The organism is Mesorhizobium sp. M0772, from assembly GCF_040320135.1.
GTDB lineage: Bacteria > Pseudomonadota > Alphaproteobacteria > Rhizobiales > Rhizobiaceae > Mesorhizobium.
Genome location: NZ_JAMYPB010000024.1, coordinates 1 through 26,475, shown reverse-complemented (window position 1 = coordinate 26,475; position 26,475 = coordinate 1). Strand labels below are relative to the sequence as shown.

General features: G+C 63.9%; 24 protein-coding genes, 1 tRNA gene and 2 pseudogenes. 17 read left to right on the top strand and 10 right to left on the bottom strand.

What is annotated here, in order from left to right:
• Positions 1-218 precede the first annotated feature (218 nt).
• Positions 219-295: transfer RNA gene (locus NKI06_RS17360), tRNA-His, on the top strand.
• Between the two features lie 467 nt (positions 296-762).
• Here the strand turns inward: NKI06_RS17360 and NKI06_RS17355 are convergent.
• From NKI06_RS17355 to NKI06_RS17345, 3 genes and pseudogenes are all read right to left on the bottom strand, one after another.
• Positions 763-891 (bottom strand): annotated as a pseudogene (locus NKI06_RS17355) (glutathione-dependent formaldehyde dehydrogenase); the annotation flags it as partial.
• 181 nt (positions 892-1,072) lie between these two features.
• A pseudogene (locus tag NKI06_RS17350) lies at positions 1,073-1,186 on the bottom strand (SDR family NAD(P)-dependent oxidoreductase); the annotation flags it as partial.
• A 68-nt stretch (positions 1,187-1,254) separates the two neighbouring features.
• Positions 1,255-1,572 carry a hypothetical protein gene (locus NKI06_RS17345; protein ID WP_031195897.1) on the bottom strand — a complete coding sequence of 106 codons (318 nt, stop codon included), beginning with the start codon at positions 1,570-1,572 and terminating at the stop codon, positions 1,255-1,257.
• Between the two features lie 474 nt (positions 1,573-2,046).
• Between NKI06_RS17345 and NKI06_RS17340 the strand changes: the two genes are divergently transcribed.
• Positions 2,047-2,391, top strand: coding sequence for a hypothetical protein (locus tag NKI06_RS17340; protein WP_081726829.1), 345 nt, complete (start codon positions 2,047-2,049; stop codon positions 2,389-2,391).
• Between the two features lie 670 nt (positions 2,392-3,061).
• Here NKI06_RS17340 and NKI06_RS17335 read toward each other — a convergent pair.
• Complete coding sequence (locus NKI06_RS17335; protein ID WP_352986356.1) at positions 3,062-3,868, bottom strand: IclR family transcriptional regulator; 807 nt, start codon at positions 3,866-3,868, stop codon at positions 3,062-3,064.
• A 229-nt stretch (positions 3,869-4,097) separates the two neighbouring features.
• Between NKI06_RS17335 and NKI06_RS17330 the strand changes: the two genes are divergently transcribed.
• Genes NKI06_RS17330 through NKI06_RS17315 form a run of 4 tightly spaced genes read left to right on the top strand, consistent with a single transcriptional unit; the run spans position 4,098 to position 8,607 of the window.
• Positions 4,098-5,150, top strand: a complete 1,053-nt coding sequence (locus tag NKI06_RS17330) for an ABC transporter substrate-binding protein (RefSeq protein WP_352986354.1) — start codon at positions 4,098-4,100, stop codon at positions 5,148-5,150.
• 27 nt (positions 5,151-5,177) lie between these two features.
• The gene (locus tag NKI06_RS17325; RefSeq protein WP_352986352.1) at positions 5,178-6,677 is read left to right on the top strand and encodes a sugar ABC transporter ATP-binding protein; all 1,500 of its coding nucleotides are present in this window, start codon (positions 5,178-5,180) and stop codon (positions 6,675-6,677) included.
• The gene (locus tag NKI06_RS17320) at positions 6,674-7,639 is read left to right on the top strand and encodes an ABC transporter permease (RefSeq protein ID WP_352986349.1); all 966 of its coding nucleotides are present in this window, start codon (positions 6,674-6,676) and stop codon (positions 7,637-7,639) included. The genes NKI06_RS17325 and NKI06_RS17320 overlap by 4 nt, the downstream gene beginning before the upstream one ends.
• Entirely contained in the window at positions 7,636-8,607 is a 972-nt protein-coding gene (locus NKI06_RS17315; protein ID WP_023748645.1) for an ABC transporter permease, read from the top strand. Before NKI06_RS17320 ends, NKI06_RS17315 begins: the two co-directional genes overlap by 4 nt.
• Here NKI06_RS17315 and NKI06_RS17310 read toward each other — a convergent pair.
• The gene (locus NKI06_RS17310; RefSeq protein ID WP_352986347.1) at positions 8,581-9,522 is read right to left on the bottom strand and encodes an amidohydrolase family protein; all 942 of its coding nucleotides are present in this window, start codon (positions 9,520-9,522) and stop codon (positions 8,581-8,583) included. The two genes, NKI06_RS17315 and NKI06_RS17310, sit on opposite strands and share 27 nt — an antisense overlap.
• A gap of 70 nt (positions 9,523-9,592) precedes the next feature.
• Here NKI06_RS17310 and NKI06_RS17305 point away from each other — a divergent pair, with 70 nt between their 5' ends.
• Genes NKI06_RS17305 through NKI06_RS17290 form a run of 4 tightly spaced genes read left to right on the top strand, consistent with a single transcriptional unit; the run spans position 9,593 to position 13,526 of the window.
• On the top strand, positions 9,593-10,918 hold the full coding sequence (locus tag NKI06_RS17305; RefSeq protein ID WP_352986345.1) for an alanine racemase: 1,326 nt from the start codon (positions 9,593-9,595) through the stop codon (positions 10,916-10,918).
• A 38-nt stretch (positions 10,919-10,956) separates the two neighbouring features.
• Positions 10,957-11,301: a RidA family protein gene (locus NKI06_RS17300; RefSeq protein WP_023670576.1), complete on the top strand. Its 345-nt coding sequence runs from the start codon at positions 10,957-10,959 to the stop codon at positions 11,299-11,301.
• A gap of 2 nt (positions 11,302-11,303) precedes the next feature.
• A complete protein-coding gene (locus NKI06_RS17295) occupies positions 11,304-12,314 on the top strand; it encodes a succinylglutamate desuccinylase/aspartoacylase family protein (protein ID WP_352986343.1) in 1,011 nt (336 codons plus the stop codon).
• Between the two features lie 30 nt (positions 12,315-12,344).
• Positions 12,345-13,526, top strand: a complete 1,182-nt coding sequence (locus tag NKI06_RS17290; RefSeq protein ID WP_352513142.1) for a hypothetical protein — start codon at positions 12,345-12,347, stop codon at positions 13,524-13,526.
• A 74-nt stretch (positions 13,527-13,600) separates the two neighbouring features.
• Here NKI06_RS17290 and NKI06_RS17285 read toward each other — a convergent pair whose 3' ends face one another.
• Genes NKI06_RS17285 through NKI06_RS17275 form a run of 3 tightly spaced genes read right to left on the bottom strand, consistent with a single transcriptional unit; the run spans position 13,601 to position 16,765 of the window.
• On the bottom strand, positions 13,601-14,452 hold the full coding sequence (locus tag NKI06_RS17285) for a TIGR01459 family HAD-type hydrolase (RefSeq protein ID WP_023748641.1): 852 nt from the start codon (positions 14,450-14,452) through the stop codon (positions 13,601-13,603).
• The gene (locus tag NKI06_RS17280; protein ID WP_352986341.1) at positions 14,449-15,738 is read right to left on the bottom strand and encodes an FGGY-family carbohydrate kinase; all 1,290 of its coding nucleotides are present in this window, start codon (positions 15,736-15,738) and stop codon (positions 14,449-14,451) included. Before NKI06_RS17280 ends, NKI06_RS17285 begins: the two co-directional genes overlap by 4 nt.
• Positions 15,722-16,765, bottom strand: coding sequence for a class II aldolase/adducin family protein (locus NKI06_RS17275; protein ID WP_352986339.1), 1,044 nt, complete (start codon positions 16,763-16,765; stop codon positions 15,722-15,724). The genes NKI06_RS17280 and NKI06_RS17275 overlap by 17 nt, the downstream gene beginning before the upstream one ends.
• Positions 16,766-16,958: 193 nt before the next feature.
• Between NKI06_RS17275 and NKI06_RS17270 the strand changes: the two genes are divergently transcribed.
• The 7 genes from NKI06_RS17270 (at position 16,959) to NKI06_RS17240 (ending at position 24,482) form a co-directional block, all read left to right on the top strand.
• Positions 16,959-17,741, top strand: a complete 783-nt coding sequence (locus NKI06_RS17270; protein WP_352986337.1) for a DeoR/GlpR family DNA-binding transcription regulator — start codon at positions 16,959-16,961, stop codon at positions 17,739-17,741.
• The gene (locus NKI06_RS17265; RefSeq protein ID WP_352986335.1) at positions 17,738-19,117 is read left to right on the top strand and encodes an FGGY-family carbohydrate kinase; all 1,380 of its coding nucleotides are present in this window, start codon (positions 17,738-17,740) and stop codon (positions 19,115-19,117) included. Before NKI06_RS17270 ends, NKI06_RS17265 begins: the two co-directional genes overlap by 4 nt.
• Positions 19,118-19,161: 44 nt before the next feature.
• Positions 19,162-20,658 (top strand): sugar ABC transporter ATP-binding protein, encoded by a 1,497-nt coding sequence (locus NKI06_RS17260; RefSeq protein ID WP_352986386.1) that lies wholly within the window; start codon positions 19,162-19,164, stop codon positions 20,656-20,658.
• Positions 20,655-21,647, top strand: a complete 993-nt coding sequence (locus tag NKI06_RS17255; RefSeq protein ID WP_023710139.1) for an ABC transporter permease subunit — start codon at positions 20,655-20,657, stop codon at positions 21,645-21,647. The genes NKI06_RS17260 and NKI06_RS17255 overlap by 4 nt, the downstream gene beginning before the upstream one ends.
• Before the next feature lie 76 nt (positions 21,648-21,723).
• On the top strand, positions 21,724-22,662 hold the full coding sequence (locus NKI06_RS17250; RefSeq protein ID WP_023670567.1) for an ABC transporter substrate-binding protein: 939 nt from the start codon (positions 21,724-21,726) through the stop codon (positions 22,660-22,662).
• A 65-nt stretch (positions 22,663-22,727) separates the two neighbouring features.
• Positions 22,728-23,621, top strand: a complete 894-nt coding sequence (locus tag NKI06_RS17245) for a sugar phosphate isomerase/epimerase family protein (RefSeq protein ID WP_352986333.1) — start codon at positions 22,728-22,730, stop codon at positions 23,619-23,621.
• 618 nt (positions 23,622-24,239) lie between these two features.
• The gene (locus NKI06_RS17240) at positions 24,240-24,482 is read left to right on the top strand and encodes a DUF768 domain-containing protein (RefSeq protein ID WP_023670565.1); all 243 of its coding nucleotides are present in this window, start codon (positions 24,240-24,242) and stop codon (positions 24,480-24,482) included.
• A 33-nt stretch (positions 24,483-24,515) separates the two neighbouring features.
• On the opposite strand, the gene NKI06_RS17235 is transcribed toward NKI06_RS17240, so the two are convergent.
• Together NKI06_RS17235 and NKI06_RS17230 are read right to left on the bottom strand one after the other, a co-directional pair.
• Positions 24,516-25,634 (bottom strand): DmpA family aminopeptidase, encoded by a 1,119-nt coding sequence (locus NKI06_RS17235; protein ID WP_352986331.1) that lies wholly within the window; start codon positions 25,632-25,634, stop codon positions 24,516-24,518.
• Between the two features lie 8 nt (positions 25,635-25,642).
• Positions 25,643-26,475: exodeoxyribonuclease VII large subunit (locus tag NKI06_RS17230; protein WP_352986330.1), on the bottom strand; the 833-nt coding region annotated here is incomplete at its 5' end.

Below are 26,475 nucleotides of genomic sequence, written 5' to 3'. Positions count from 1 at the left end.
CAGCACCTCCTCCCGCTGGCTCGTAACAGGAAAAGGCCGGCACCTCCTCCCGCCGGCCTTTTTCTTTTGCCGAAGAAACCGGCGCCTGTTGGCAGAACCGGCTTTGCCTTATCAAAGGCCTTGAATTAGTCTCTGATAGACCGTATTGGACGCATCGCCGAACGACAGAGCGGATCTCGGAGAATGAATTTTCACCACGATCTGGCTCAGGCGAACGTGCCGTTGTAGCTCAGATGGTTAGAGCGCCGGATTGTGGATCCGGAGGTCGCTGGTTCGATCCCAGCCAACGGTACCATCGAATTTCCCGCTAAAGTATTGATTGCCGATCCCGACGATCCACGAGAGATCAAGACCTGTATGGCCCTGTCGGCAGGGCAGGAAAACCCTGACTGCGCACACACTCCGCGGTGCGGATACCCGCGCCGCAGCTTAGGTTTCATCTTACTCCAGCGGTTCGTCGGTCGGCCGAGGCGTCGTGCCTGCCTGACGAGGACGGCCGGCATTGCGATTTGCAACGCGGCTGTCGAGCGGCGATCTGGACGCTTGCTGGGCGCCAGCGGTCTTGGGCGCCGTCGGCCTGGCGCCGGAATCGCTGTCTTCAGCATCGCGAGGGGGATGTGGCAGGCCGGCGGCCTCAGGCGATCTGACCGAAGGTGTGGCGGCCGGGTTTGTCGATGCGGGTTTGTCCTTGGCCATTTTCAACTCTCGCCTTTTCAGCATGCAGACGGCCGGACAACAAAGTCGGGCCATTGGACAGAACGGTCAGCCGTGCGGGCGCATCACGACTTTGATGCAGCCGTCCTCCCTGTCGCGGAAGGTTTTGTAAAGTGCGGGCCCGGCCTTGAGGCCAGCCCGATGGGTGATCACGAATGACGGGTCGATATCGCCGTTCCGAACTTTCTGCAGCGATGTCGCGTTCATCCTGGATCGTCGGATCGGCCACCTGTCCGCAACGTATGTCGCCTTTGCCGTGCCATGTCAGGGCCTTCATGTGCTGTTCCTTGACGACAAGCTCTGCGAGCCCGAACTTGGCTTGATGTGAAATGTTCCCGCTTCGAACGAGCATCCGGCCTCAACCCTTGGCGGCCGAGCCGGGTTCGGCCATGCCGCAATGCTGCTCGGTCAGGGTGCCGGCCGGCGTGCCATGCGCCGCTGCAACCTGCAGCTTGTTTTTCCAGCCGCTGATCGCCTGCTGCCACGACCGCATCCCTGATCGCTTCGCAGGGCAGAGGTTTGGCGCAAGCGCAGGATCTGCTATCGCGCCAGAATCGCGGCGACAACGAACACGACGGCGGCAACGACGACAAGCGCGACAATGGCCAGCACCGGGCCGTTTTTACTCGGGGCCGGGGCGCGCTCGTCGTCCGGCCGCCGCATCGCATTGGCGAAGCTTGCTTGATTAGCGAAAGCCGGCGTGCCCGTCGCTGCGGGAACCGGCACGGCGCAGGTGTCTGCTGCTTCGGCATCGGTTTCCATAGGCGCCGCCGCCGGGTCGAATCCTGGCGTCTTGTCCTCTGTCACCCCAGACTGAATATCGCCTCTGTCTTCCGCCGGGTTACGTTCGACGTTCATGATGATGCTCCTGCCGCTGGCCCGGGCTTCCCCAACCGCGAGCGGATCAGGATGTTCCATCGGGCGGAATCGCCAACAACGAGGAGCAAATTCAGATAGCCTTCAAACAGATGTCCCTGGTGACAACGCGGGCCTTGCAACCGGTCAGCACCGGATTGGTGGTCTCGTTGTAGTCGGCCATGGTCGGCAACGCGGCAGATTCGGCAAAGTTCCAGTCTGGCTCGCAATGCTCGCTTACGCACACCGCCGCTGGTTGACCTTGAACTGGCTCGTTCCAGCCACTCCAAACCAAATTGCCCGTCCGGATCGCGGCGGCGCGCTGTTTGTATTCCGTGGGAACATCAACAGCGCCAGCGAGTTCGGTATGTGCAGCGAGTTCCCTGTTCGCCGCATGGCCAACGTCCGGAACTCTTGACCGTCTCGCGTCTTCGCTCCTGGAGCGCGGGCCACTCCTCTTAGCCCAAGGTTGCGATCATGAGCAGAAACATTCCGGAAAAGCGGGCCAGGCAGGGTGGCTTGGGGCGACCGGTCCTTGGCGTGCTCTTGGCCGGCCTTGTCTTGGCGCTCGTTGCCTGGGGGATCGCTGAAATCTATGGCGAGCAGGCTAAGACACCGGCGACACAACAAAACAGCCGGGTTCCATCGCCAGATACTTACAGCCCAAATCCTGGCCAAACGGACCCTGCAAACTCCAAGGCCGACGATGTGAATGGCGAACCGGTGGACCGAAATCCCAAGCTCGACAAGGATCCCACGCCGCGATCAAGCACTGGCGGGGATCAGCCAGGAACGCCGCCAACTCAACCTGCTTCGCCATAGCGTTCGCACTAGTTGATAAACACAATTCAAACAGATGCGGAAATGTGGAGCGGCGATTTCAGCCAATTTCAAGAGCCGGGTCTGTCAATAATCGATGGCGCTCTCTGATAGCTGGGGAGCCACGAAAACCTCCGCTGATTCTTACCGCTTGCTGGATGGCACTGGCGGCTCCAGACCGACTGCGCGCTGTGTCACGCCGGCAGACCTTTGCACCTCTGGGCGCTTTTGAACTTGCAAGTCGATGGAATCGGGCAAGCTGGGTGTAGATGACGCAGTCGTCATCTTATCGAGGTCCGGCAGCAACACCATCTTTGCGTAGCGTGGAGGAACCAGATGGCCTCCGAAAACAGCGAATATCCCGCACACGAATAAAGCGAGAAGCAGGGCCGTAAGCACATCTGTGAAAATTTCGACAAATCTCATGTGCTCGCTCCGCGCATAAGGATCCCGCCGCGCTCTCGACAGTAAGAGCGGCGGGATCCTCAACCGGCGATGAAGGGACTTTGATCGACGGTCTTCTCCTAATGTGGCTTCCGGTTGCGTGTTCCCTGGTTCGGACCTTATCCACCGACTATGGGACTAAGGTCCCGAACCTAAATGGAACCAATGGGGAAGAGCGGAATCCATGTGCCTTTAAGAGGCTTCAGCCAGAGGGCACGACGGCTGATCGTCAGCCTCCCGCCAGAGACAGTCCACGGGCGCGCTCGCGCAGCAACGCAAGCAGTTCGTCGCGCCGTGGCTCCGGCGTGTCGACGGGTAACACCAAACACAAGGTCCTTTTGATGGCGCCGTGGCCGTCACGGATGGGGGCCGCCATGCACCAGGTGAAACGGTCGGCCAAGGCTGTGGTCTCGCTGAAACCCTGCCGGTGGGCCAAGGCAACATCGGCAAAGAATTCGGCTGGTGCAATGATGCGGCCGTCGGGAAGCCTGTAGTCGCCAGATGGGATGAAATCCCTCAACTCTTGCTCGTTCATATGGCCGAGGAGCAGCCGTCCGGATGCCGTCCATGGGATCGGCACCTCAACCCCAACATCGCTTGAGATCCGGAACGGGCCTGGGGAATCTCGGCAGTCAAGAACGACGTATTTGTTGCCACGCAGGCCGCATAGCTGGACCGTCTCGCCTGTCTCGGCGGCCAACTTATCCAAGGTCTCGATGATGCGACGGTAATGGGCATTGTGATGTGAGTAGGCCCAGCCGAACAGATGCATGGCGCGTCCGAAATAGACGTAACCTTCACCGCCGACGTTTTCGAGCATTTCGGCGTCGAGCAGGCTGTTGACGATCTCGTAGGTGGTCGAACGCGGCGCGCCGATCATTTTGGCGATGTCGCCGACGCGCATTGGCGCGCGGTGCCGCAGCAACGCCTCGAGCAGCATGATGACGCGGTCAATGCCGCGTCGTCGTTCGCCGTTGCGCGGCTCCGCGCCGGCTTCCTTCCCGATCGCATCGTTAGTGCCGTGGCTCATGACCATCCGCCAAAATCATTTCGGTTCTCGTCTCAAGGCGCTTGAAAGATGTCAAGGCTCGGTCTAGCATCCAATTTGTCCGATATACAGACACATTGTCTGAAATACCAGACAAACTAACGAGCCTGACGCAGACAAATCCCGAGAGGACACACGGTTTCCAAGACCCGGCGACCGACGGGTTTCCTCGCCCTTGTTCTGCACGTCGAGGCCACAACCTCTGAAGGGAACAGTCATGATGAAATCACCGTTTTTCGCATCCGCCAGCGCGCTTTGCCTCGGTCTCGTGCTGAGCTTTGGCGTCGCCTCGCAGGCCAATGCCGCCGCCAACTGCATCAAGGGCGACCGCAAGGCGCCGTACACGATCGGCTGGGCCAACATCTATTCCGTGCCGACCTGGATGAAGCAGACCCAAGGCACGATCGAAGCCGAAGTCGAGACCCTGAAGAAGCAGGGACTGGTCGACAAGCTCCTCGTCACCGACGCTCAGGGCGATGCCAACGTCCAGATCCAGCAGATTCAGTCGATGATCGATTCCGATGTCGACGCCATCATCCTGATCGCCGGTTCGTCGACCGCACCGGCACGCGTTCTGGCCGACGCCTGCGCCAAGGGCATCGCCATCATCAACTTCGACAGCCTCGTCGACACCGACAAGGTCACCGCCAAGGTCAACACCGATTCTTCGCAATGGGGCGACCAGGCCGCCAAGTTCCTGATCGACGCCATCGGCGGCAAGGGCAAGATCCTGATCCTCAATGGCCCCGCCGGGGTTTCGGTCAGCGATGACAGGCGCAAAGGCGCCGACGCTGAGCTCAAGGCCCATCCCGACGTGACGGTGCTTGCCGAGACCAACACGCCCTACAACGTCGCGCCGGCACAGGAAGCCGTCACCAGCCTCCTCTTCGCCAACCCCGAGATCGACGGCATCCTGTCGCTCGGCGGCGCTCTGTCGGCAGGCGCCGTGCTGGCCCTCGACAAGCAGGGCCGTGAACAGGTGCCGATCACCGGTGAGAACGCCCGGCAGTTTTTGGAACTCTGGAAAGAAAAGGGCTTGAAGAGCTGGGCGACGATGCAGCCGAACTGGCTCGGCGCCTTCGCCACCTACACTGCCGTCCAGGCGCTGGAAGGCAAGGATGTGCCGACTTTCGTCAAGATTCCGCTGCCGGTAATCGACAATTCCAACATCGACGAATACCTCGCCCGGGCCAAGGACTTCCCGGCTGACGGCTACATCTTTTCTCCTTACGATGAGGAGCTGTTCAAGAAGCTGCTGGCTCAGAAATAAGCCTGAAGGGTTGTAGCGTTGACAACCATGGCTCCGCTGCTCGCGGCGCGGGGTGTGTCGAAGTCTTTCTTCGGCAACCCCGTCCTGCGCGACGTTTCAATCGCTCTCCAGCCGGGCCGCGTGCATGCGCTGCTCGGCGAGAACGGCGCCGGAAAGTCGACCTTGATCAACCTTTTGTCCGGCGCCTTGAGACCGGATGGCGGGACGATCGAGGTCGATGGACGCGCGGTCTCACGCATGACGCCGGCTGTTGCGCGGCAGGCCGGCATCGCCGTCGTCCAGCAGGAACTCAGCCTGACGGCCAGTCTTTCCATCGCCGAAAATATTGGTCTCGGCGCCTATCCCAAACGGTTCGGCCTGATTGACTACCGCGAACTCGCTGCGCGGGCGAGGACCGCATGCGAACTTGTCGGGCTGCACGAGCCGCTGTCGACGCCGGTCGGGCATCTGTCGCTCGGCCGCCGCCAAATGGTGGAGATCGCCAAGGCGCTCTACCGCCGGCCGCGCGTGCTCATTCTCGACGAACCGACATCGTCGCTATCGGCAACCGAAACCAAAATCCTCACCGATCTGCTGCAGCGGTTGCGCGGCGAAGGCATCGCCATTCTCTACATCTCGCACCGACTGAACGAAGTCATGGCGCTATGCCAGCACGTCACCGTGCTGAAGGACGGCACCTGCACGGCCGACCGCACCCTGGAAGGCACCGACGCCGCCGGGTTGGTTCGGCTGATGGTCGGCCGCGATCCCGGTGATCTTTTTCCGCAATGGCAGCCTTCCAGTTTGCCTGCCGACGCTATCTCCGTCCGAAATCTTTCGGCCGGCCTGATGCGCGACGTCGATCTAGATATCAAAACGGGCGAAGTGCTTGGCATTGGCGGTCTGGTCGGGCAAGGGCAGGAAGATCTGCTGCTCGGTCTCTACGGCGCCATTCCGGCACGGACGGCGTCGGCGACCGTCAACGGCGCCTCCGGCCTGCCCGGCGGCGTGCCGAAAGCCAACGCGCTGGGGTTGGCCTATGTGCCCGCGGATCGCAAGCGCGAGGGCCTGCACCTGATCCATCCCATCATCACCAACATGATGCTGCCCGCCTTTGCCAGGCTGCCGGCGCTGAAGCTGCGCAGCCGCCGCGCAGAGCGCGAGACGGCCAAAAGCCTTGCCGTCCAACTCGGCATCAAGGGTCACCTCGGGCGGGCGGCGCAGGCTCTATCGGGCGGCAACCAGCAGAAGGTGGCGCTGGCGAAATGGATGCCGCACGACCCGCTGGTGCTTCTGCTCAACGATCCGACGCGCGGCGTCGACGTCGAAACAAAACGTGAGATCTACATGATGCTTCGCAATTTCGCCGCCGCCGGCAAGGCGGTCGTGCTGCTCAGTTCCGACACGCCCGAACTCGTGCACCTTTGCGACCGTGTAGCCATCGTCCGCGAAGGCCGCATCGTCGCCATGCTGGCGCGTGGAGCGCTGAGCGAGGAAGCCATCGTCTCCGCGGCGATGGGCGCCGAACAGCGGAAGGTTGCGGCATGAACGGATCTTCCTCCGCCCGGCAGACCGATGCGCTCTACTGGCCGGTGCAGATGCGTCGCAATGTCGGCGTGCGCAGCCTGTTTGCCGTCGTCCTGGTGTTTCTCATCGCCTATGGCGTCCTCTTTCCGGGCCTGTTCACGGCGTCCGGCTTCGCCAAATTCACGCAGAGCTGGTTTCCATTGGCGCTGGTCGCCATGGCGCAGGCGATCCTGATGCTCACCGGCGGCATCAGCCTGGCCATCGGCGCGACGGTCAGCTTGGGCGCGGTCATCGCCGCGACGACGATGGCCGGGCCGCTGGGCGTCGCCGGGGGCACTGCCGCAGTGGCGCTGACGGGCCTCGGCATCGGGGCGGCGACCGGCTTCATCGTGGTACGGCTTCGCCTGCCGGCGATCGTGGTGACGCTTGCCGGGTCGTTCATCATCGGCGGCGCCGCACTGCTGATCCTGCCGCGGCCCGGCGGCGCAATCCCGGCGTGGCTGTCCGACCTGCTTGCCGGCAACACACCGGCGGCATTCGTGCTGCTGGTGGTCATCATTCTCCTGTGGAAGCTCTATCTCGCCACGCCGCTTGGCTTGAGCCTCTATGCCGCCGGCGAGAATCCGGTCGGCGCCTATCGCTCCGGCGTGCCGGTCGACGGCGCGCGCATTGCGGCCTATGCGATCAGCGGTCTGCTCTCCACTGGCGCCGGCTTGTTCGTCGCCGCACAGACCGGTTCGGGCGACCCGGTCATCGGCGCCGCCTTTACCCTGAACTCGATTGCCGCTGCGGTGCTCGGCGGCATCGGCTTCCTCGGCGGCCAGGGCACGATGCGCGGCGCGCTTGCCGGCAGCCTGCTGCTCAGCCTGATGATCGGCGTCATGTTCTTCCTCGGCTTCACGCCGGTCGCACAATATGTGGCCCAGGGCCTGATCATCATCGGCGCGGTCGCCATCCCGCAATTCCGCAAGGCACAGCAATGACAGCATGGAATGACAGCGCGGGCGGCAAACGCGCCCTGACGGTCCTGCGCAGCCGGCCGTTTCTCACCGTTGCCATCGTTGCCGCGGTCTGGATCGTGGCGAGCTTCGTTTCGCGCGGCTTCGGCGCTTATGGCCATCTGCGCTATCTGGTGGAGCTCGGCGCCGTCATCGGCCTGGTTGCCGCGGGCCAGACTTTTGTGGTGATCGCCGGCGGCATCGACCTTTCCGTCGCGGCCATCGTCACGGTCAGCGCCGTCAGCCTGCCGCTGCTGTCGTGGCAGGTGGATCCGACCGGCATCACCGCCATTCTTGCCGTTCTGGTGCTGACCACGGCAATCGGCCTGGTCAACGGGCTCGGCGTCGCTTTGCTGCGCGTCCACCCGATGATCATGACATTGGCCATGGCGACATTCTTGCAGGGTCTGTTGATCATCATCGCCGGCGGCAGCGCCGTGACCGCCGAGAACCCGCTGGTCCACTGGCTCGGCAATGGCCGGCCGGCCGGCATTCCCGCTGGCGTATTGTTGTGGGTGGTCGTCTCGGTGATCGTGCTGACCACGATGCATGCGACATCGCTCGGCGCCCGGATTTTCGCCATGGGCGCCAACCCACTTGCCGCGGCATTGTCCGGTGTTCCGGTCACGTCCACGACGCTTGCGGTCTACGGCATCAGCGGCTTCTGCTCGGGACTTGCCGGCGTGCTCGTGTTGGGCATGAACGGACAGGGCTATGTCGGCATCGGCGATCCCTATCTGCTCGCCTCGATTGCCGCCGTGGTCCTCGGTGGCACCTCGATCCTCGGCGGGCTCGGCACCTATGCCGGCACCATCCCCGGCGCCATCCTGCTGGTCACCATCACCGCGCTGATCACCGTCGTCAACGCATCGCCCGGCTGGCGCAGCATCCTGTTCGGCTCGCTGATCCTCGGCCTGCTGCTGCTCTCAGGCCGGGAGCAGGCGCGCCGATGACACATCGTCGAGCCGATAGATGCGCTTTGCGTTGCCGAAGAACAGCGCCGTCTGCTCGTCGGCGGAAAAGTCCGCTGTGATGGTTTTGAAGCCGTCATATATGTCATCGAACGAGGCATGCAGGCCGGCGACCGGAAAGTCGCTGCCGAACATGGCGCGACCGGTGCCGAAACAATCGATGCAGTGCAGGACGACGGGCTCCAGACTGTCGAGCGTCCAGTCATGATCGTAGGCGACCAGATCCGATATTTTGATGGCGACGTTGTCGCATTGCGACAGAAGCCGCAGCCCGTCGCGCCACACCTGCATGCCATCGGCGTCGCGGTCGATCGGGCTACCGCAATGGTTGAGCACGAATTGCTGGTTGGGGAAGGCCCTGGCAAGCCGCCCCGCGTCGGCGAGCTGGCGCGGAAACACCATCAGGTCGAAGGCCAGCCGATGCTGGCCAAGCAAGGCAAGCCCGGCGCGCCAGGCCGGATCGTCCATGATGCCGTCACGGGCCGCAAAACGGCGGGCAGGGTCGGGATCCCAGCTCAATATGTCGCGCACGCCGGCGACGCGCTCGAACGCGGCTTGCGCTTCGATCAGCGCAGGCGCCTGGCGATCGGCGAGCGGCACGTGAACGACATAGCGGGCGGCGACGCCGCGCGATTTGTCGAGTGTTTCAAGCCAGCGCGTTTCTCCGATGCAGTCGCCACTCGCCCAGCCGGCTTCGACATGGACGGTCGCGAGGACATTATGCCCTATGGCATCGCGCGCATAATCCCCGGGCAGATAGTTCCGCCGCAAGGGGCCAAGCTCGCCCAGGCCGCCGCGCTCGCCGGCCGTGGCGGCGAGCCAGGGATGCCGTCCCAGTCTGAGATCCCAAAGATGATGATGGGCGTCGATGATCGGTCCGGCGTAAGGTTCTGGCACGTATCTTTCTCAGGCTGTGACCGGCGATCGATCCTGGCTTCGTTCTGCGACGGTAAAGGGTTAGCATCGCATGACTGAAAACTCACCGGTTCCAGCCCTTTCGGTGCACGAAAATTTTCAGCTCGACGACCGCATCCGCGGCGTGCCTCCCGGCACAACCGGGCTTGACAGCAGCCTTGTCGCGGCCGAGCACTGGCATCCCGCGGATGGACGCATGGCGCTTCCGGTGCTGACCCTCGACGAGGCGGCCTTCTCCGCCAATCGCGACCTGTTCCTGCGCTATGCGCGCGAACACAATGTTGAGATCGCTCCGCATGCCAAGACGCCGATGGCGCCCGACCTTGCCCGGTCGCTGGTCGAGGCCGGCGCATGGGGCACGACGGTCGCCGACATCAGGCAAGCGACAGTGATGCTGAAGGCCGGCTTGACACGGCTGATCATCGCCAATGAGGTTGGCGGAGCCGGCGGCGCCAACCGGCTGGCCGTGCTTGCTGGTGCCTGGCCGGATGCCGAGCTCTATGTCTTTGCCGACTCGGTCGACGCCGTGAACGCGCTTTCCGAGGCTTGGCGCGCCAATGCGGCACTGCCGCCTTTGCATGTGCTGGTCGAACTTGGTGCGGGCAGGGCGGGCGCCCGCACCACCGCGCAAGCCGAGGCCATGGCCGATGCGATCACGGCTGCCGGCGGGCGGCTGCTGATCGCCGGCGTTGCGACCTATGAAGGGGCGGCGGCGCAACCCGAGCCCGGTCGCACCGATGAGGTGATATCCGGCCTGCTGGCAATGACCGCCGACATGTTCCTGCGGCTGCGTGCCCGCGTCGGCGGCGACGCACCGCTGATCGTCACAGCCGGCGGCTCCGCCTTCTTCGACCAGGTGGTCGCGGCGCTTGCACCCCTCGTTTCCAGCGACGGCAACGCAACGCTGGTGCTGCGCAGCGGCGCCATCTTCTTCCACGACCACGGCACCTATGACCGTTCGCTCGGCGCCCTCGATACCCGCAAGGGTTTTGCCATAGGCGGCATCAGCGCTTCGGCGCGGCATTCCTTTCGCCCTGCGCTACGCCTTTGGGCCGAAGTGCTGTCGCGTCCGGAGCCGGGCCTTGTCATCTGCGGCATGGGCATGCGCGACGTGTCGTTCGACCAGGGCTTTCCAACGCCGCTCACCGTCTTTCGTGCCTGCAAGCCGCTGCCGATGCCGGCGGCGCGCGCCGAGGTGGTCAAGCTCAACGACCAGCATTCCTTCCTGTCGATTGCACCGAGCGACGACGTGGCCGTCGGCGACGTCGTCGAATTCGGCATCTCGCATCCCTGCACCTGCCTCGACCGTTATCGCGTGATCTTCGGCGTCGACGCGACCGGCCACGTCCGCCACGCTTTCCCCACCTGGTTCGGCTGACCAGATCCCCCAAAAAGAGAACCTCGAAAGGATCCGATATGATCAAGTATTTTCAGTCCGGCTCGCGCATGTCGCAGGCAGTCGTCTATGGCGGCCTCGTTCACATAGCCGGCCAGGTGGCCAACGATCGCAAGGCCGGCATCGAAGGCCAGACCAGCGACGTGCTGGCCAAAGTCGAGGCGCTGCTGGTCGAGGCCGGCAGCAGCAAGTCGAAGCTGGTGGCGGTCAACATCTTCCTGCCGCAGATCGGTGATTTCGAGGCCATGAACAGCATCTACGATGCCTGGATCGATCCTGCCCGCCTGCCGGCGCGGGCCTGCGTCGAGGCGCGCCTTGCCGACCCTGATCTGCGCATCGAAATCACCGCGGTCGCGGCGGTCTGACCATGCACACCGGCCTCGCCCACACGCTCGATTTCGACCGCGACGGCAAGACGCTCAGCCATCTAAGCATTCCGTTCTCGATCGATCGCTCGCCCTACTTTCAGGTCAAGGTGCCGATCTGCCTCATCCGCAACGGCGACGGCCCCACACTGCTTTTGATGGCCGGCAATCACGGCGACGAATATGAGGGCGAGCTGTCGCTGGCAAAACTGGTGCGCCGGCTCGATCCGAAGCGCATCAAGGGCCGCATCACCATCATGCCGATGGCCAACGCCCCTGCGGTGATGGCCGCCAAGCGCTGCTCGCCGCTCGACGGCGGCAATCTCAACCGGGCCTTTCCCGGCGATCCCTCGGGAACGCCGACAAGCCGGCTCGCCAATTTCCTTGAGACGGAGCTGTTCCCCCGTCACGACGTCGTCTTCGATATCCATTCGGGCGGCACGTCGATGGAGCATCTGCCGACCGCGCTGGTCGAACGCAACGCCGATCCCGAGCGCCACCGGCGTGGCGTCGAGCTGATGCGCAAGCTCGGCATGCCCTACGGCTTTATCGCTGACAACGGCCAGGCCTCGCCAACCTCGATGGGCGCAGCGCGCCGCGCCGGCGCCGTCGGCGTCAGCGGTGAGTTCGGCGGCGGTGGCACCGCAACGGTCGATTCGATGGCGATCACGGCCCGCGCACTCGACCGTCTGATGATAGCAATGGGTGTGGTCGGCGCGCCGGTTCTTGGCGCTGGCGAAAAGCATTCGGCGCCGACAAGGCTGCTGTCCCTGTCCAGGCACAGCCAGGGCCTCTATGCTACCCGCCGCGGCTGGTTCGAGCCCGCCGCCAGGCTCGGCGACAGTGTCACTTCAGGACAATTGGCCGGCTGGTACCACGATCTCGAGCGGCTCGATGTTGCCGAGGAGGCCCTGCATTTCGCCGAAAGCGGCTTGGTGCTGTCGCGCCGGCTGCACACGATGTGTGAGGCGGGCGACTGCCTAATGCAGGTCGCAGAGCCGGTCGACGGCTGAGCCAAACCCGGATCAGGCAGAGGATATTCCATGCAGCAACTGTCCATGTGGACCTATCCCTGGGACATCCAGGATCTCGGCCTGGAGACGGTCGAACGTGATCTTGTCGGGCGCGCCGGGCTCAACATGATCAGCCTGGCGACATCCTATCATGCCGGGCGCTTCCTGCAGCCGCGCAGTCCGCGCCGCAAGGCCTATTTCCCTGAGGACGGCACCATCTATTTCAAGCCGACCGCAGCGCGCTGGGGAAGTCTAGCCATCCAACCCAAGGTGGCTGACGTGATCACCGAGGGCGGCGACGTGCTCGGTCAGCTCATCCGCCGTCGCGACGCGGGCGGGCTAGGCGTTTCGTGCTGGACGGTCTGCCTGCACAACACCCGCCTGGGCATGCTGCATCCGCAGGCCGTCACCCGCAACGCCTTCGGCGACGCCAACTACTACAATCTCTGCCCGTCCCATCCCGATGCGCGCGCCTATGTCCGCGCGCTGATCGCCGACATCTCGCACAGCTATCGGCCGGACCGGATAGAACTTGAAAGCCCGTCCTTCATGGGCTTTGCCCATGAATACCATCACGAGAAGGACGGTGTCGGGCTGACGCCGGAAGACGATTTTCTTTTGTCTCTGTGCTTCTGTCCGTCCTGCGTCGCCCGTGCGGCAAAAGCCGGCATCGATGCCGAGGCGGCGCGTAAGCTCACCAGGCAATGGATCGTCGAGACCTGCGAGCGTGCGGTGCCTGAGCGGCGCTTTCCCGATTTCCCCGCCTGCGGCCTCGACGCCTTTGCGCCGTGGCCGGAGCTCCATGCCTATCTCTTGTGGCGATTCGAGCCAGTGACCAGCCTGGTCGCCGAACTGCGCGAGGTAGCCGATCCCACGACGCGGGTCGTCATTATCGATCTGAAAGACGGCTGGCTTGGCGGTTGCGATCTGGCAGCGCTGGGCAAGGTCTGCGACGGGGCGATCCTGTGCGCCTACGACATGCAGGCCGGCGATGTCGCCAGCCTGATGGCGGCCGGCCGTGCGGCACTGGGCGCGGACAAATTCCTCGGCGCCGGCTACCGGCTGTTCTATCCGGAAATGGCCCGCCCCGACATCCTCGCGGCCAAGGTGAAGCCGGCGCTGGCGCCCGGTGTGGACGGCGTCAATTTCTACAATTACGGCCTCATTCCAGCCGCGCGGCTCGACTGGATCCGCGCTGTTCGGCAGTCTTGAGCCAGCCGGCCAATGCTCGTGGCCACGAGGCGTTGAGGCCGGATTCGGGCGCGAGCGCTGCCGGGTTAATCAAATCAGCGAAACCTGAAGCCATCCATGGTGTAATCCGGGTAGGCGTCCATCGTGTCTAATAGGTCGAACAGGTCAGGTGTGTCCGCCAATATTCCTGACAGAACCAGCACCGTGGCCACGCCGGCAGCAAGTCCGCCGGCGATGTCGTGTTCGACGCTGTCGCCGACGCAGACCACAGTGCTGCGGTCTGGATTGCCTGCCACCGCTAGCGCAGCGCCGAATATAGTGGGGTAAGGCTTGCCGATACGCGTGACGCTACCACCGAGGTCCTCGTAGAGATCCGCCAGCCGGCCGGCGCCGAAGCGCGGCCCCACCGCCGTTAGCATGATCTTGTCAGGGTTGGTGCAAAAGCATGGCACCTGCCGCACCGCAGCCGGCGCAAGAAGCCGGCGATAGTGCTCAAGATCGTAGCGGTCGCCCTCGCTGGCCGAAATCAGCACCAGCCCGGCATCGTCACCGTCCTTGGTCAATGCGAAGGGCAGACCTTCGATCGCCGAGCGGTCATCGTCGCGGCTTATCAACAGGCATTTCGTGTTTGGCAGTAGCTTTCCGGATACCGCCATGTCGTGGAAGAACTCCCACGCGACCTCGCCGGAAGAAACAAAATGGTCCCAGCTTCCCGGTTCGAAGCCGAGCTTTAGCAGCCGGCTCTCGTTAGGCCCCGCCCGCTTGCCGGAGTTCGAGATCAGCACAATGGTCTTGCCGGCGCGCTTCAGCGCCGACAGTGCTTCCACCGCCCCTGGATAGGGGCTGGCGCCGTCATGGAGCACGCCGAACTGATCGAGCAGGAAAAAATCATAGCGCTCGGCCAGCTGGTTGACGCCGTTGAGGTGTTCGACTGTTTTCGCGCTCATAGAAGCCCCGCCGCGGTTGCGCCCGTCAGCGCCAGCCGCGCCGTGCCGGCGGCGGCTTCGTCCGAAAGTGCCGGCAGGAAATCAACACCAAGTCTGCGCTGCCGGATCGCCGTCCAGGCGGCATTCGCCGCACCGCCGCCGACGCTTCTGACCGATGTCAGCCGCGGCGCGCCGAGCTCGGCGAGCCTGTCGTAGCCGAGTGCCTCGATCGCGGCGATACCCTCCAACATCGCTTTCAGATAGTCGGCGTCCTCCACCGGTCGCGGCACAAGACGCGGCGGCAGTGCCGGATCGGCGATCGGAAAGCGTTCACCTGCAGTGGCAAGAGGATAGTAGTCGAGGCCGGTCTCGGTCATCGGGTCGATCGCCATGCTCAGCTCGACGATGCGCGCCAGAGGGAAATGCTGTGTCAGCACCTTGCCGCCGGAGTTCGATGCGCCGCCCGCCAGCCAGACATCTCCAAGCCGATGGCTGTAGATGCCGAAGCGTGGCGCCGAGATAGGCCGGTCGGACAGGATCTTGACGGTCAACGACGACCCCAGCACGGTGACGCCGTCGCCTATTGCCGCGGCACCTGTCGCCAGGAACGAGGCGCAGCCATCGGTCGTTCCGGCGACGACGGCGATTTCGCGCGGTAAGCCGAACATATCCGCGGCATCCGCGGTTAGCTTGCCAACGACATCGCCCGGCCTGACGACGCCGGGCAGCAACTCCATGCGCATTTCGGTGGCCGCAATCCAGTCCGGCCAGCAGCGGGCCGTGATGTCGTAACCGGTTTTCAAGGCATTGTTCTCGTCGCTGACATCGAAGCGACCGGAGAATTGTCCCGCGATCCAGTCCGCCTGATGCAGCACCGCGGCAACACCGGGCGTGCGCTGGAACCAGAGCGCCTTGGCGAGACCGGACGTCGCCCCAAGTGCGGCACTGGTCGCTGGGGCTTCGCGAGCGATCGCGACCAGAATGGCGTTGTCGGCGACCGTATCGTTGTACATCAGCGGCTCCGCCAGCGGCCGCCCGGCGCCGTCGACCGGCAGCAACGTACCTGAAGTGCCGTCAACAGCGATCGACCGGACCGCTGTTCGGTCGATGCCCGAAAGCAGTTCCGCCAGCGCTGCGCCGACCGCTGACCACCACACTTCAGGGTCGCGGGCATTCCGGCCAAACAACTCGAGCGAAACGGCGGAACGCGCGGCGATGGAAAAATCCGGACGCATGGCGACCGCACGCGCGCCGGACGTGCCGATGTCGATGCCTATGGCAAGCGGCGTGTCAGCGGCTGGCGGCATTGAGTTTCTGGCGATACTTCTCGGCGTCCCAGTTGACCAGTTCATCGTTCTCGGCGGCGGTGAGGTAGTTCAGCCGCGCTGCAATGTCGATGCGTGCCGTCACGTCGGCAAGGCAGCGTTGCATGGCGTCGGCGCCCGCACTGGCGTCGCCGCGCATCAGCACGCCCAGCCCGGGAAACAGGATCGCCACGGGGTTTGCACCGCACCGCTCCATGACGCGCGGCACATCCTCACCGGGCTTTGCCACCACCGACCCCCGACCCAGAAAGATGACGTGATCGGGGTAGAGGCTGCCCCCCGACGCCATGCGGCGGCTTTCGGGATCGATGGCGACCGCATGCGCCTCGATTTCCGCCGGCAGCCTGTAACCGGTTTTCCCGGCCAGCGCCGCCAATGCCGCAACATCCGGTTCCGCCACCTGGCGCGCCGGCCGCGCCAGAAGCAGCGTGACGCCGCGCAGCAGCACTTCGGCCTCGGCGACGGTATCGGCCGCGACGACCAGCCCGTGATTGGCAAGGATCAGCACGTCGACCCCAGCCTGAAGCCGCTCGGCAATACCCTGGGCAAGCGGCAGGCCTGGACGGAAATAAGGGACATACACCCATTTGAGACCATCAAGGCGTCTGGCGGCTTCCATCTCGCAATCGGCCTGTACCGCCAGCGAAATGGTCTCGACGCAATGGACATGCAGGACGACGCGCTGCGGCATCAGCGCGTGAACGGTGGTTTCAATCGAAGGGCGCAGGCGCCGGGCGTTGAGCGTCTCGATAGCGAAGATCTGCGGCTGGTCGGCAGCGCTGTCGCGCTGTTCGACAGCCCTGAGCAGCGGCGCCATCGCCACCGGGACCATGATGTCTTCGGAGAGCGCATCCTTCAGCCATGTGCCGGAAGCCTTGATCCACAGCGTGTCGCCGGCTTTCAGCGAGGTGTTGCCGCCGGCGGCCTGGGTCAGGTTTGGGTTGCGCCCGATGCTGGCCGAAAGCGCCCGCAAGGCAGCCATTTCCTGCGCATCCGCATAGGTCGCCATGGCGCATTTCCTCTATCAGCTCCGTCAGCCTCGCAGCTTCGGATACCCGTCGTGGGATGTTGATGTGTATCGCAGATGCGAGCGACTTACGTCAATAGTGATCTAATGTCATCAAAGGTTCTTGCAATCGGAAAGATGTTGAGTAAGTTACGTCAAATGCCGTGGCAAAAACGGCTCCTGGGAGGAAAAACGATTGAGCGACTCGGGCCGCCAGCGTCAGATCGTCGAGTTGCTGCGGGATCGCCCCTTCGCGTCGGTGCGCGAACTGCAGGAGCAGCTCGGCGTGTCGGCGGCGACGGTGCGGCGCGACATCGACAAGATGGACGAGGCCGGTGAAGCACGGAAGGTCTATGGCGGCATCTCGGCGCTCGACGGCGCTTCACAGGCGGGTGTTGCCTATGCCAGGCCCTATGACGAGAACCGCGACCTCGCGGTCGAGGCCAAGCGGCAGATCGCCGCTCTCGCGGCCACGATGGTGCGCGACGGCGATGCGGTCATCGTGCACGGCGGTTCGACCTGCTTCCACCTCGGGGTCAAGCTCGCCGAGCGCAGCATCCGTCTCTATACCAATTCGATGCCGCTCGCGGCCTATCTGAGCGACCACGGCCATTGCAGCCTGGCCGTTGCCGGCGGCGATCTGCATCGTGAGCCGGGCATCATCCATTCACCGACCCAGGCGGAGCCGTTCTACGCATCGAAGTTCTTTCTCGGCGCGCAAGGCCTTGGCCAGGAGGGCGTGCTGGAATCGCACCCGCTGCTGGTCCGCTCCATCGCCGATCTCAGCCTGTGTGCCGACCAGATCGTGGTGCTGGCCGACAGCCGCAAACTGTCGATCCACGCCCGTAACATCGCGCTGCCCTTGTCGCGCATCGGCACGCTGGTGACCGATGACGGCCTGTCCGACGTTGACGCGCGCATGCTGGAAGACGCGGGCGTCATGGTGCGCATCGCTTCGGCTTCGGGAGCCATCCAGTGAAGATGGCCGTCCTCGATTTCGGCAAGACCAATTCGAAGCTGTTCGTCTTCGCTCAGGACGGGCGCATCGTCGACGAGCGCCGGACCCGGCCGAACTGGATGCGCAAAGATGGCTTCAGCGTGCTTGATGAGGCAGCACTTCACGATTGGGCGGTTCGCGCCGTAAGCGAGGCCACCGACGTCCATGGCGTAGAGGGCGTGATGGTGTCGGGCCATGGCTGCACCTTTGCCCTGGTCGACGAGGCGGCGCTGACGCATCCGATACTCGACTACGAGCAAGAGCCGCCGGCTGATATTGCCGCGCAAATAGATCGCCTCGTTCCGGATTTCACCGAGACCTTCTCGCCGCGATTGCCGCTCGGCTTCAACTACGGTCGCCACATGCTGTGGCTACAGGCGGTGCAACCCGGTGCATTCACGGCCGCGAAATCGATCCTCGGCTATCCACAATACTGGAGCTGGCGGTTTGGCGGCCGGGCGGTCTCGGAAGTGTCCTATCTCGGCTGCCACTCGCATTTATGGGCGCCGCGCAAGCGCGACTTCAGTTCGCTGGTCGATATTGAGGGCTGGCGCGACCGGATGCCCGCTTTCGAGCGGGCGGGCTCGGTTGTCGGCGAGCAACGCCTCGGCGACACGAAGCGGCGGATCGCCATCCACAATGGTGTCCATGACAGCAATGCCGCGCTCCATGCCTATCGCCGGCAGGAGCTTGGCCCGGTCACCGTCGTCTCGACCGGCACCTGGGTCGTCGTGCTTAATCCGGATTGCCTGCTCGACGCGCTCGATGGCCAGCGCGACATGCTGGTCAATGTCGATATCGACGGCGGCCCTGTGCCGACCATCCGCTTCATGGGCGGGCGCGAATTCGCCACGATCAGCGACGGCTGGCAAGGCGCGATCGCGCCGGCGGCAGTGCAGCGGGTGATCAACGCCGGCAGCATGGCGCTGCCGAGCTTCGCGCCGGGCGGACCAATGCCCGGCCGCGCCGGCAAATTGGTCGGCCGCATGCCAAGCGCCGAGGAACGCGCAGCCGTGGCGCTGCTCTACGTCGCGCTGATGGTCGACCTCTGCCTCGACCAGATCCATTCGGACAACACCGTGATCGTCGATGGCGGACTGAACGCTGGCGGCCTGCTCGCCGGGCTAGTGGCGCAACTGCGTCCCAGCCAGGCCTTCCTGCAAGGGGCCACACTGGAGGGCAGCGCCACCGGGGCGGCGGCGCTGGCCTTCGAGACCGTCGGCCGCGAATTTGCCGCGGAAGTGCCGGAGCCCGTGCGTGCCGCAAGCTTCACCGGACTTGCCCGATATCGCGACACATGGCGTGGCCTCATCGGCGAGCAGGGCATCCCCCGCGCGGCAGCGGGAGGCGCACGGTGATCGTCGCTGCTCAGGCCGAAGTCACGCGCCAGCCAGTGCTGGAAATGCGGCACATCTCGAAGACGTTCGGGCCAGTCCGCGCCTTGCAGGACGTGTCGCTGACCGTCCATGCCGGCGAAGTCCATGCGCTGATGGGTGAAAACGGTGCCGGCAAGTCGACTTTGATGAAGGTGCTGTCCGGCGCCTATCGGCCTGATGCCGGCGGCGAGATACTGATTGACGGCGTGCCGGTCGCCACCGGCGACCCGATCAAGGCGCGGGCTCACGGCATTGCGGTTATCTATCAGGAACTGTCGCTGGCGCCCAACCTGACGGTCGCGCAGAACATCTTCCTCGGCAATGAGCCGAGGCGTTTCGGCATCGTCGACCGCGACCAATGCTACCGGCGCAGCAATGAGATCATCAAGCGTCTCGGCGTGTCCTTCTCCGCACGGGCCCAGGTTTCCAGCCTATCGCTCGGCGAGCGTCAGCTGGTCGAAATCGCCCGCGCGCTTTCGACCAGCGCGCGCATCATCGTCATGGACGAGCCAACCACCTCGCTGACCTCGCGCGAGACCGACCGTCTCTTCGAGGTCATCGCGACGCTGAAGTCGCAAGGCATCGCCATCATCTACATCAGCCACCGCATGGAAGAGGTCTACCAGTTGGCCGACCGTGTCAGCGTGCTGCGCGACAGCGGCTATGTCGGCACACTCGAGCGCGCCGAGCTGAACGCCTCGCGCCTCGTCTCGATGATGGTTGGCCGCGACCTGTCCGCTTTTTACAGGAAGGATCATCGCCCGCCGGACAACAAGCGCGCGGTCGCCTTGTCGGTGCGCGGCATGGCGGACGGCAATCTCCTGAAGAACTGCTCCTTCGAACTGTATAAGGGCGAGGTGCTGGCTCTGGCTGGCCTTGTCGGCTCGGGCCGCACCGAACTCGCGCGACTGATCTTCGGTGCCGACAGACGCATCGCCGGCACGCTGGAACTCGACGGCAAGCCCGTAACCATCGGCTCGCCAAGCGAGGCACTGAATGCCGGCATCGCCTATCTCACCGAGGACCGCAAGGAGCTCGGCCTGTTCCTCGACATGTCGATATCCGACAACATCAGCATGGGCGTGCTGGCCAGGGATGCGCGGCCCGGCGGCTTGCGCGATTTCAAAGCCGCCGAGATACGTGCTGCCACGGCCGTTTCGGATCTCTCCATCCGCACCAGGTCGGTACAGGCCAATGCCGGTTCGCTGTCGGGCGGCAACCAGCAGAAAGTGTTGCTTGCCCGCCTGCTCGAGACCGAGCCGCAAGTGGTCATCCTGGATGAACCGACGCGCGGCGTCGATGTCGGAGCGAAGTCGGAAATCTACCGGCTGATCGACAATCTCGCCAAAAAGGGCATCGCCATTCTGATGATCTCCAGCGAACTGCCGGAGGTGATCGGCGTCGCCGACCGCGTGCTGGTAATGCGCGACGGCACGATCGCCGGCGAGGTGACGGCGTCCAAAGACCAGCCGCTGCGCCAGGAAGCAATCATGGAACTTGCAACGGGAGCGGCCAAGGGATGACCGACAAGGCGACCGAGATCAGTGGCCAAGCTGTCGGCAGGAGCCGGCGGTTGCGCACCGCCTTCGCCGCCCTTGGCATGCTGCCGATCCTGATCCTGCTGGCGGTCGGCTTTCAGTTGATGAACGCGCGCTTCTTCACCCAGACCAATTTGCTGATCGTCATGCAGCAATCGTCGATCAACATTGTGCTGGCAGCGGGCATGACCTTCGTCATCCTGACCGGCGGGATCGACCTGTCCGTTGGCTCGATACTTGCCGCCTCGGCGATGGTGGCGGTGATGGTGTCGCTGGTGCCTGATTGGGGACTGCTGGGCGTGCCGGCGGCCATTCTCGTCGGCCTCGGCTTCGGCGTCATCAACGGGCTGCTGATCGCCTATATCAGACTGCCGCCCTTCATCGTCACGCTGGGGTCGCTGACCGCTGTGCGCGGCGTCGCCCGCCTGCTCGGCCAGGACACCACGGTGTTCAACTCGGACCTGCCGTTCGACTTCATCGGCAACGGTACGCTGTTCGGCATTCCGTGGCTGGTCATCATCGCCTTGTCGGTCGTGGTGCTGTCCTGGCTGGTGCTCAAGCGCACCGTGCTCGGCACCTGGATCTATGCCGTTGGCGGCAATGCCGAAGCGGCGCGGCTGACCGGCATCAAGGTGCCGCTGGTGCTGCTCTTTGTCTATGGCGTTTCCGGCCTGCTGGCCGGCCTTGGCGGCGCCATGTCAGCGGCCCGGCTCTATGCGGCCAACGGGCTGCAGCTTGGGCAGTCTTACGAACTCGACGCCATTGCCGCGGTCATTCTCGGCGGCACCAGCTTCGTCGGCGGCGTCGGCTCGATCTGGGGTACGCTGATCGGTGGCCTGATCATAGCGGTGCTCTCCAACGGGCTTATCTTGGCCGGTGTCTCAGACATCTGGCAGTACATCATCAAGGGATTGGTCATCATCGTGGCAGTCGCCCTCGACCGCTACAGGCTCCAGGCAGGAGCGAGAACGTGATTGACCTTGGTCGCCGGCGTAAACGACCGGTTTGTGTAACGCACCGTGAGAGGCGCGGGGCAATTGGAGGAAAGCAATGAAGACCATCGCTAAACTGCTCTGCGGCGTCGCACTCGCGGCTGCCGCCATCGCGCCCGCATCGGCCAAGGACCTCAACAAGGTCGGCATCTCGGTCGGCCTGCTCGGCAACCCCTTCTTCGTCGCCACCATCAAGGGCATCGAGGACGCGGCCAAGAAGATCAACCCGAAGGTCGAGGTGACGTCAGTGTCGGCCGACTACGACCTCAACAAGCAGGTCTCTCAGGTCGATTCCTTCATCGCCGCCGGGGTCGACGTGATCATGCTCAATGCGGTCGATGCCAAGGCGATCGGCCCGGCGGTGAAGAAGGCGCAAGCAGCGGGCATCGTCGTTGCCGCCTTCGACGTCTCGGCGCCAGGCGCCGACGTCACCGTCATGACCAACAACGTCAAGGCCGGCGAAGAGGCCTGCCAGTACCTGGTCGACCACACCGGCGGCAAGGGCGACTACGTCATCCTCAACGGCCCGGCGTCGTCGTCGATCCTGGAGCGGGTGAAGGGCTGCAAGGACGTCCTTGCAAAACACCCCGACATCAAGATCCTCTCCGACGACCAGAATGCCGAAGGCTCGCGCGACGGCGGCCTGAAGGTCTTTCAGTCGCTGCTGACCCGCTTCGACAAGATCGATGCGGTGTTTGCCATCAACGATCCGACGGCGATCGGCGCCCAGCTTGCGGCCAAGCAGCTCAATCGCTCGGAGTTCATCTTCACCGCAGTGGATGGAGCGCCCGATATCGAGAAGGAACTCGCTTCCGGCACCTCGATGATCAAGGCCTCGGCTTCGCAGGATCCCTATGTGATGGCTGGCCAGTCGCTGACGATGGCGGCTGAGCTGCTTGCCGGCAAGAAGCCGGCGGAGCCGACCGTGCTGCTCGACCCGAAGCTGATCACGGCCGAGAACCTGAAAGACTACAAGGGCTGGACCGCAGCCCGCTAAGCCTCCCAAGGCCGATGCGGCCGGGGCAACCCGGCCGCATCTCAATTCAGAAACGGGAGACGATCATGTCGCGCATCGGTATTCATTCCTTCGTCTGGTCGGCGAGTTCGGCGCAAGGCGACCTCGAACGGACGCTGGCCAACACCAAGGAGGCCGGTTTCGACCTGATCGAGTTCTCCTATCTTGACCCGGCCAATGTCGACGTTGGCGGGTTGGCCAGGCGCATCGCCGACCTCAAACTCGGCGTCGCGATCAGCATCGGCCTGCCGGCCGATGGCGACATTTCGAGTGCCGACAAGGCGGTTGCCGCGCGCGGCGTCGAGATCCTCAACGAGACGATCGCGCTTACCCGCGATCTCGGCGGCCAGAAGGTTGGCGGCATCCTCAGCACCAGCCATGGCTTGCAGACGCAGGCGCCGACGCGCGATCAGTGGAACCGCAGCGCGGGGACACTTGCGAAGGTTGCGGAGACGGCCAAGTCCGCCGGAGTCACGCTCAATCTGGAGATCGTCAATCGCTTCGAAAGCAATCTGCTCAACACCGCTTCACAAGGCCTGGCCTTCATCGCGGACACCGGCTCCGACAACATCTTCCTGCATCTCGATACCTTCCACATGAACATCGAGGAGGCCGATGTCGGACTGGCTATCCGCCATGCCGCTGACAAGATCGGTTATGTACATATCGGCGAGAGCCATCGCGGTTTCCTCGGCACCGGCAATATCGACTTTGCCGCCATCTTCGATGCGCTGACCGCAATCGGCTATAGGGACGACCTCAGCTTTGAATCCTTCTCGTCGAAGATCGTCGACGAGAACCTGTCACGGAAGACCGCGATCTGGCGCAATCTGTGGGCCGACAATATGGAACTGGCCCGGCATGCGCGCGCCTTCATCGCAATCGGGTTGGAGACGGCGCAGCGCAAGGCAGAGCTTGTCGCATCGAGACATCGTCCTTAGCAGGAGCGCGCTGCCAAAGCGCCAATGTTGTCGTTCATCCGGCCCGCGCCTTACGTGCAAGGAATCGACGTCGGAGGCGCTGAGTGTGGCGGAGGCAGTCGAGCGGGGTGACGCTGACGAGAGGTTCTGATTTTGGCCACGAAACGCAATAAAATCAACATTTTCATACGCCCTCCGGGGCCATCCAATCTCCATACTGGACGGGGATGACGTTTGACACAGCGCGGCGGAAAGAAGCAGGATAGCTGATAGAGTCGACATCGCATAATGATGTCACTATATAGCGGCGGCTTCGACCGCGTAGCTGTGGCGGTGTACCACGAAGCAGCAGAAAATGTGTTACGCGTTGTGACCCCTATTGTGATACAAATCGGCCGTCGACAGCAGGAAAAGATCGTAAGAACAACAGCATAGAGCCGAAGCCGATCCGGCCAACGTACCACTCTATCAAACAATCAGAACGTGCTCCTTGAACCCTTCCCTTCATTCGGCTCTTCGGACCTCCGACAAGATCAACTTGCCGGGCGAAGCCGACTCGGTTCGAATGGCAGCATGCATCCTTTACCGGGTGCGGACGTTTACGGTTACCAACCGGCATAGCCGCCAGGGAAAAGCAGTATGAGTGAACATGCGATCGAGTTCTTGCGCGGATGGATCGGTGAAAAGGTCCACTGCCAGCACTCGCCGGTAAAGATCGAGAAGCAGGCCGAGACCCTCGCCAAGGAGTGCGCGGCCAAGGCCGCTGAGGTCGGCATTCCGCTGGAAGATATCCAGGAAGAAGTCGGCGACATCCAGGAACTGATCGCATCGCGGCTCGAAGAGGCGGCCGAGGCCGACCAGAGCAACGCGGCCAAGCCGTGACGCAACAGGCCTGGCGCCGCCAGGCCTTGTGCTCTATCCAAATCGATCTTTCAGCCAGGCCTTCGGCAGCGCCGGCACGAAATTGCTGTCGCGTCCGCTCATATCCTCATTGGCGACCATTGCATTGAGGATCGCCTCCTCTATGCCTTGCGCCACCGCATCGAAGAACGGATCGATATCGACGTCCGGGATGTAAGCGGCGTTTGCGGTTCGTCCCGATGGTGCAAGTGCTGCTTGCGGATTGGCGGTGGTGAAGGCCAGAAAAATGTCGCCCGAACTGTGGTAGCCGAAGCCGCCTGTCATGGTGATGCCGAGCGGCACGCGCTTTGCCAGCCGCTTCATCTGGTGCGGCAGAAATGGCGCATCGGTGGCGACGATGGCGATGATCGAGCCCTTTTCGGCACGCGGCGTGCCTTCGCGCATCGCCGGCTCTACCAGATCGGGCCCGACGCGGGCGCCGCGCAGTGTGAAATTGCGCCGCTTGCCGAAATTCGCCTGCACGAATACGCCGACCGTATGCCTGATACCCTGCCACTCGATGATGCGGGATGCCGTGCCCGAGCCGGCCTTGAAGCCAAAGGCAATCATGCCGGTGCCACCGCCGACACTGCCTTCCTCGATCGCTCCACCGGCGGCACCGTCGAGCGCGGCTTCGACATCTTCGAAGCCGACGTGATGACCGTTGATGTCGTTGAGGAAACCATCATAGGTCTCCGCCGCAACCGGCAGGCCCCAGCCGCTGTCGAGCGCCGCCGGCAGCACGCGTTGCATCCAGCGCAGCGTGCCGTCGCGGGTGACGCCGCAGGAATGCGTGTTGGTGATGGTGACCGGCAGGTTGAAGGCGCCGACTTCCTCGATAATGTGCGACCCCGTCAACTCGCCGTTGCCGTTCTGGCTGAAGACACCGGCAAACACCGGCGTGGCGAGCTCAGCCAACGGCCGCGGCAGTATGGCTGTGACGCCGGTGCGCACCGGCCCGGTGCCAACCTCGAGCGGACCATCGCCGGAAATCAGCGTCGCATAGCCGACGGATACGCCGGGCACATCGGTGATGGCGTTGAAGCGGCCCGGCGTGCCGTCAAAGGCAATGCCGAAAGCACGGGCGCGCGGCTTGCCGGCCGGCGTTTGAAGATGCGGGTCGTGTCCGGTCATGCCGTCCTCTAAAAAAGCGAGCCCTGACTGCCCGGTTCTTTCGGTTTGCTGGCCGCGGGCTTTGCGGCGGCAGGTTTGCTGGCGGGCGGCGTGGCCGCTGGTTTGGCAACGGCCTCCAGCCGCTCGGCGTCGCCAGTCGCGATTGCATTTACGATGCCGTCGGCGAACTCCAGCTGCAGGCCAGCGCCCGGCGCCACATCAACTGCCAGTTTGATCACCGCGCCCTCGGCATCCTTGACCAGCGCGAAGCCGCGGGCCAGCACAGCCTTGTGCGACAGCGTCGCCATCAGCCTCTCGGATTGGACGATGCGGCCGCGCAGTCGCTCCAGCCTGAGCAGTACCGCTTGCGTGCCGCGTCTCGTCAAAGCTGTCAGAAGATCCCTCTGCACGGTTTGCCGCCGTGCCGTTGGCTCGATCGTAATGCGGCCTTGCAGCAAAGCCAGTTGCTGCCTGTGCCGTTGCAGGGATGCTTTCGCACATTTTGGCAACTGATCCGCCGCACGATTCAACTCCGCGCGCCGGGCTCTCGCCAATGCGCGCAGCGCCCCTTGGGCGCGCAAAAGGTTGCGGTCGTTGGTGCGTCGCGCCTCGGCAATCCGCCGCGACAGCGTTGCCGGAGTGAGCTTCACGGCGAAGAACCGAGCTTGCTTTCTTTCGGTGGAGACCATCAGCCCCCGGCTAAGCCGGCTGGCCGCCTCGTCCAGCCGCCGTCGCGGCAGCGCCAGCAACTGGTCGGGCGCGGGCAGCGCGCGGGCGGCCGCACGCGAGGCCTGCCGCTTGCGTTCGAAATTGCGCAAGGTAGCTGCTTTGAGCCGTGCGCCAAGACTGGCTAGTGTCGCTT

What these genes read in the sequence shown, in the direction of transcription:
- NKI06_RS17345 (WP_031195897.1), bottom strand. Translation starts at nt 1,572, where the DNA reads ATGAACGTCGAACGTAACCCGGCGGAAGACAGAGGCGATATTCAGTCT.
- NKI06_RS17340 (WP_081726829.1), top strand. Translation starts at nt 2,047, where the DNA reads ATGAGCAGAAACATTCCGGAAAAGCGGGCCAGGCAGGGTGGCTTGGGG.
- NKI06_RS17335 (WP_352986356.1), bottom strand. Translation starts at nt 3,868, where the DNA reads ATGGTCATGAGCCACGGCACTAACGATGCGATCGGGAAGGAAGCCGGC.
- NKI06_RS17330 (WP_352986354.1), top strand. Translation starts at nt 4,098, where the DNA reads ATGATGAAATCACCGTTTTTCGCATCCGCCAGCGCGCTTTGCCTCGGT.
- NKI06_RS17325 (WP_352986352.1), top strand. Translation starts at nt 5,178, where the DNA reads ATGGCTCCGCTGCTCGCGGCGCGGGGTGTGTCGAAGTCTTTCTTCGGC.
- NKI06_RS17320 (WP_352986349.1), top strand. Translation starts at nt 6,674, where the DNA reads ATGAACGGATCTTCCTCCGCCCGGCAGACCGATGCGCTCTACTGGCCG.
- NKI06_RS17315 (WP_023748645.1), top strand. Translation starts at nt 7,636, where the DNA reads ATGACAGCATGGAATGACAGCGCGGGCGGCAAACGCGCCCTGACGGTC.
- NKI06_RS17305 (WP_352986345.1), top strand. Translation starts at nt 9,593, where the DNA reads ATGACTGAAAACTCACCGGTTCCAGCCCTTTCGGTGCACGAAAATTTT.
- NKI06_RS17300 (WP_023670576.1), top strand. Translation starts at nt 10,957, where the DNA reads ATGATCAAGTATTTTCAGTCCGGCTCGCGCATGTCGCAGGCAGTCGTC.
- NKI06_RS17295 (WP_352986343.1), top strand. Translation starts at nt 11,304, where the DNA reads ATGCACACCGGCCTCGCCCACACGCTCGATTTCGACCGCGACGGCAAG.
- NKI06_RS17290 (WP_352513142.1), top strand. Translation starts at nt 12,345, where the DNA reads ATGCAGCAACTGTCCATGTGGACCTATCCCTGGGACATCCAGGATCTC.
- NKI06_RS17285 (WP_023748641.1), bottom strand. Translation starts at nt 14,452, where the DNA reads ATGAGCGCGAAAACAGTCGAACACCTCAACGGCGTCAACCAGCTGGCC.
- NKI06_RS17280 (WP_352986341.1), bottom strand. Translation starts at nt 15,738, where the DNA reads ATGCCGCCAGCCGCTGACACGCCGCTTGCCATAGGCATCGACATCGGC.
- NKI06_RS17275 (WP_352986339.1), bottom strand. Translation starts at nt 16,765, where the DNA reads ATGGCGACCTATGCGGATGCGCAGGAAATGGCTGCCTTGCGGGCGCTT.
- NKI06_RS17260 (WP_352986386.1), top strand. Translation starts at nt 19,162, where the DNA reads ATGCGGCACATCTCGAAGACGTTCGGGCCAGTCCGCGCCTTGCAGGAC.
- NKI06_RS17255 (WP_023710139.1), top strand. Translation starts at nt 20,655, where the DNA reads ATGACCGACAAGGCGACCGAGATCAGTGGCCAAGCTGTCGGCAGGAGC.
- NKI06_RS17250 (WP_023670567.1), top strand. Translation starts at nt 21,724, where the DNA reads ATGAAGACCATCGCTAAACTGCTCTGCGGCGTCGCACTCGCGGCTGCC.
- NKI06_RS17245 (WP_352986333.1), top strand. Translation starts at nt 22,728, where the DNA reads ATGTCGCGCATCGGTATTCATTCCTTCGTCTGGTCGGCGAGTTCGGCG.
- NKI06_RS17240 (WP_023670565.1), top strand. Translation starts at nt 24,240, where the DNA reads ATGAGTGAACATGCGATCGAGTTCTTGCGCGGATGGATCGGTGAAAAG.
- NKI06_RS17235 (WP_352986331.1), bottom strand. Translation starts at nt 25,634, where the DNA reads ATGACCGGACACGACCCGCATCTTCAAACGCCGGCCGGCAAGCCGCGC.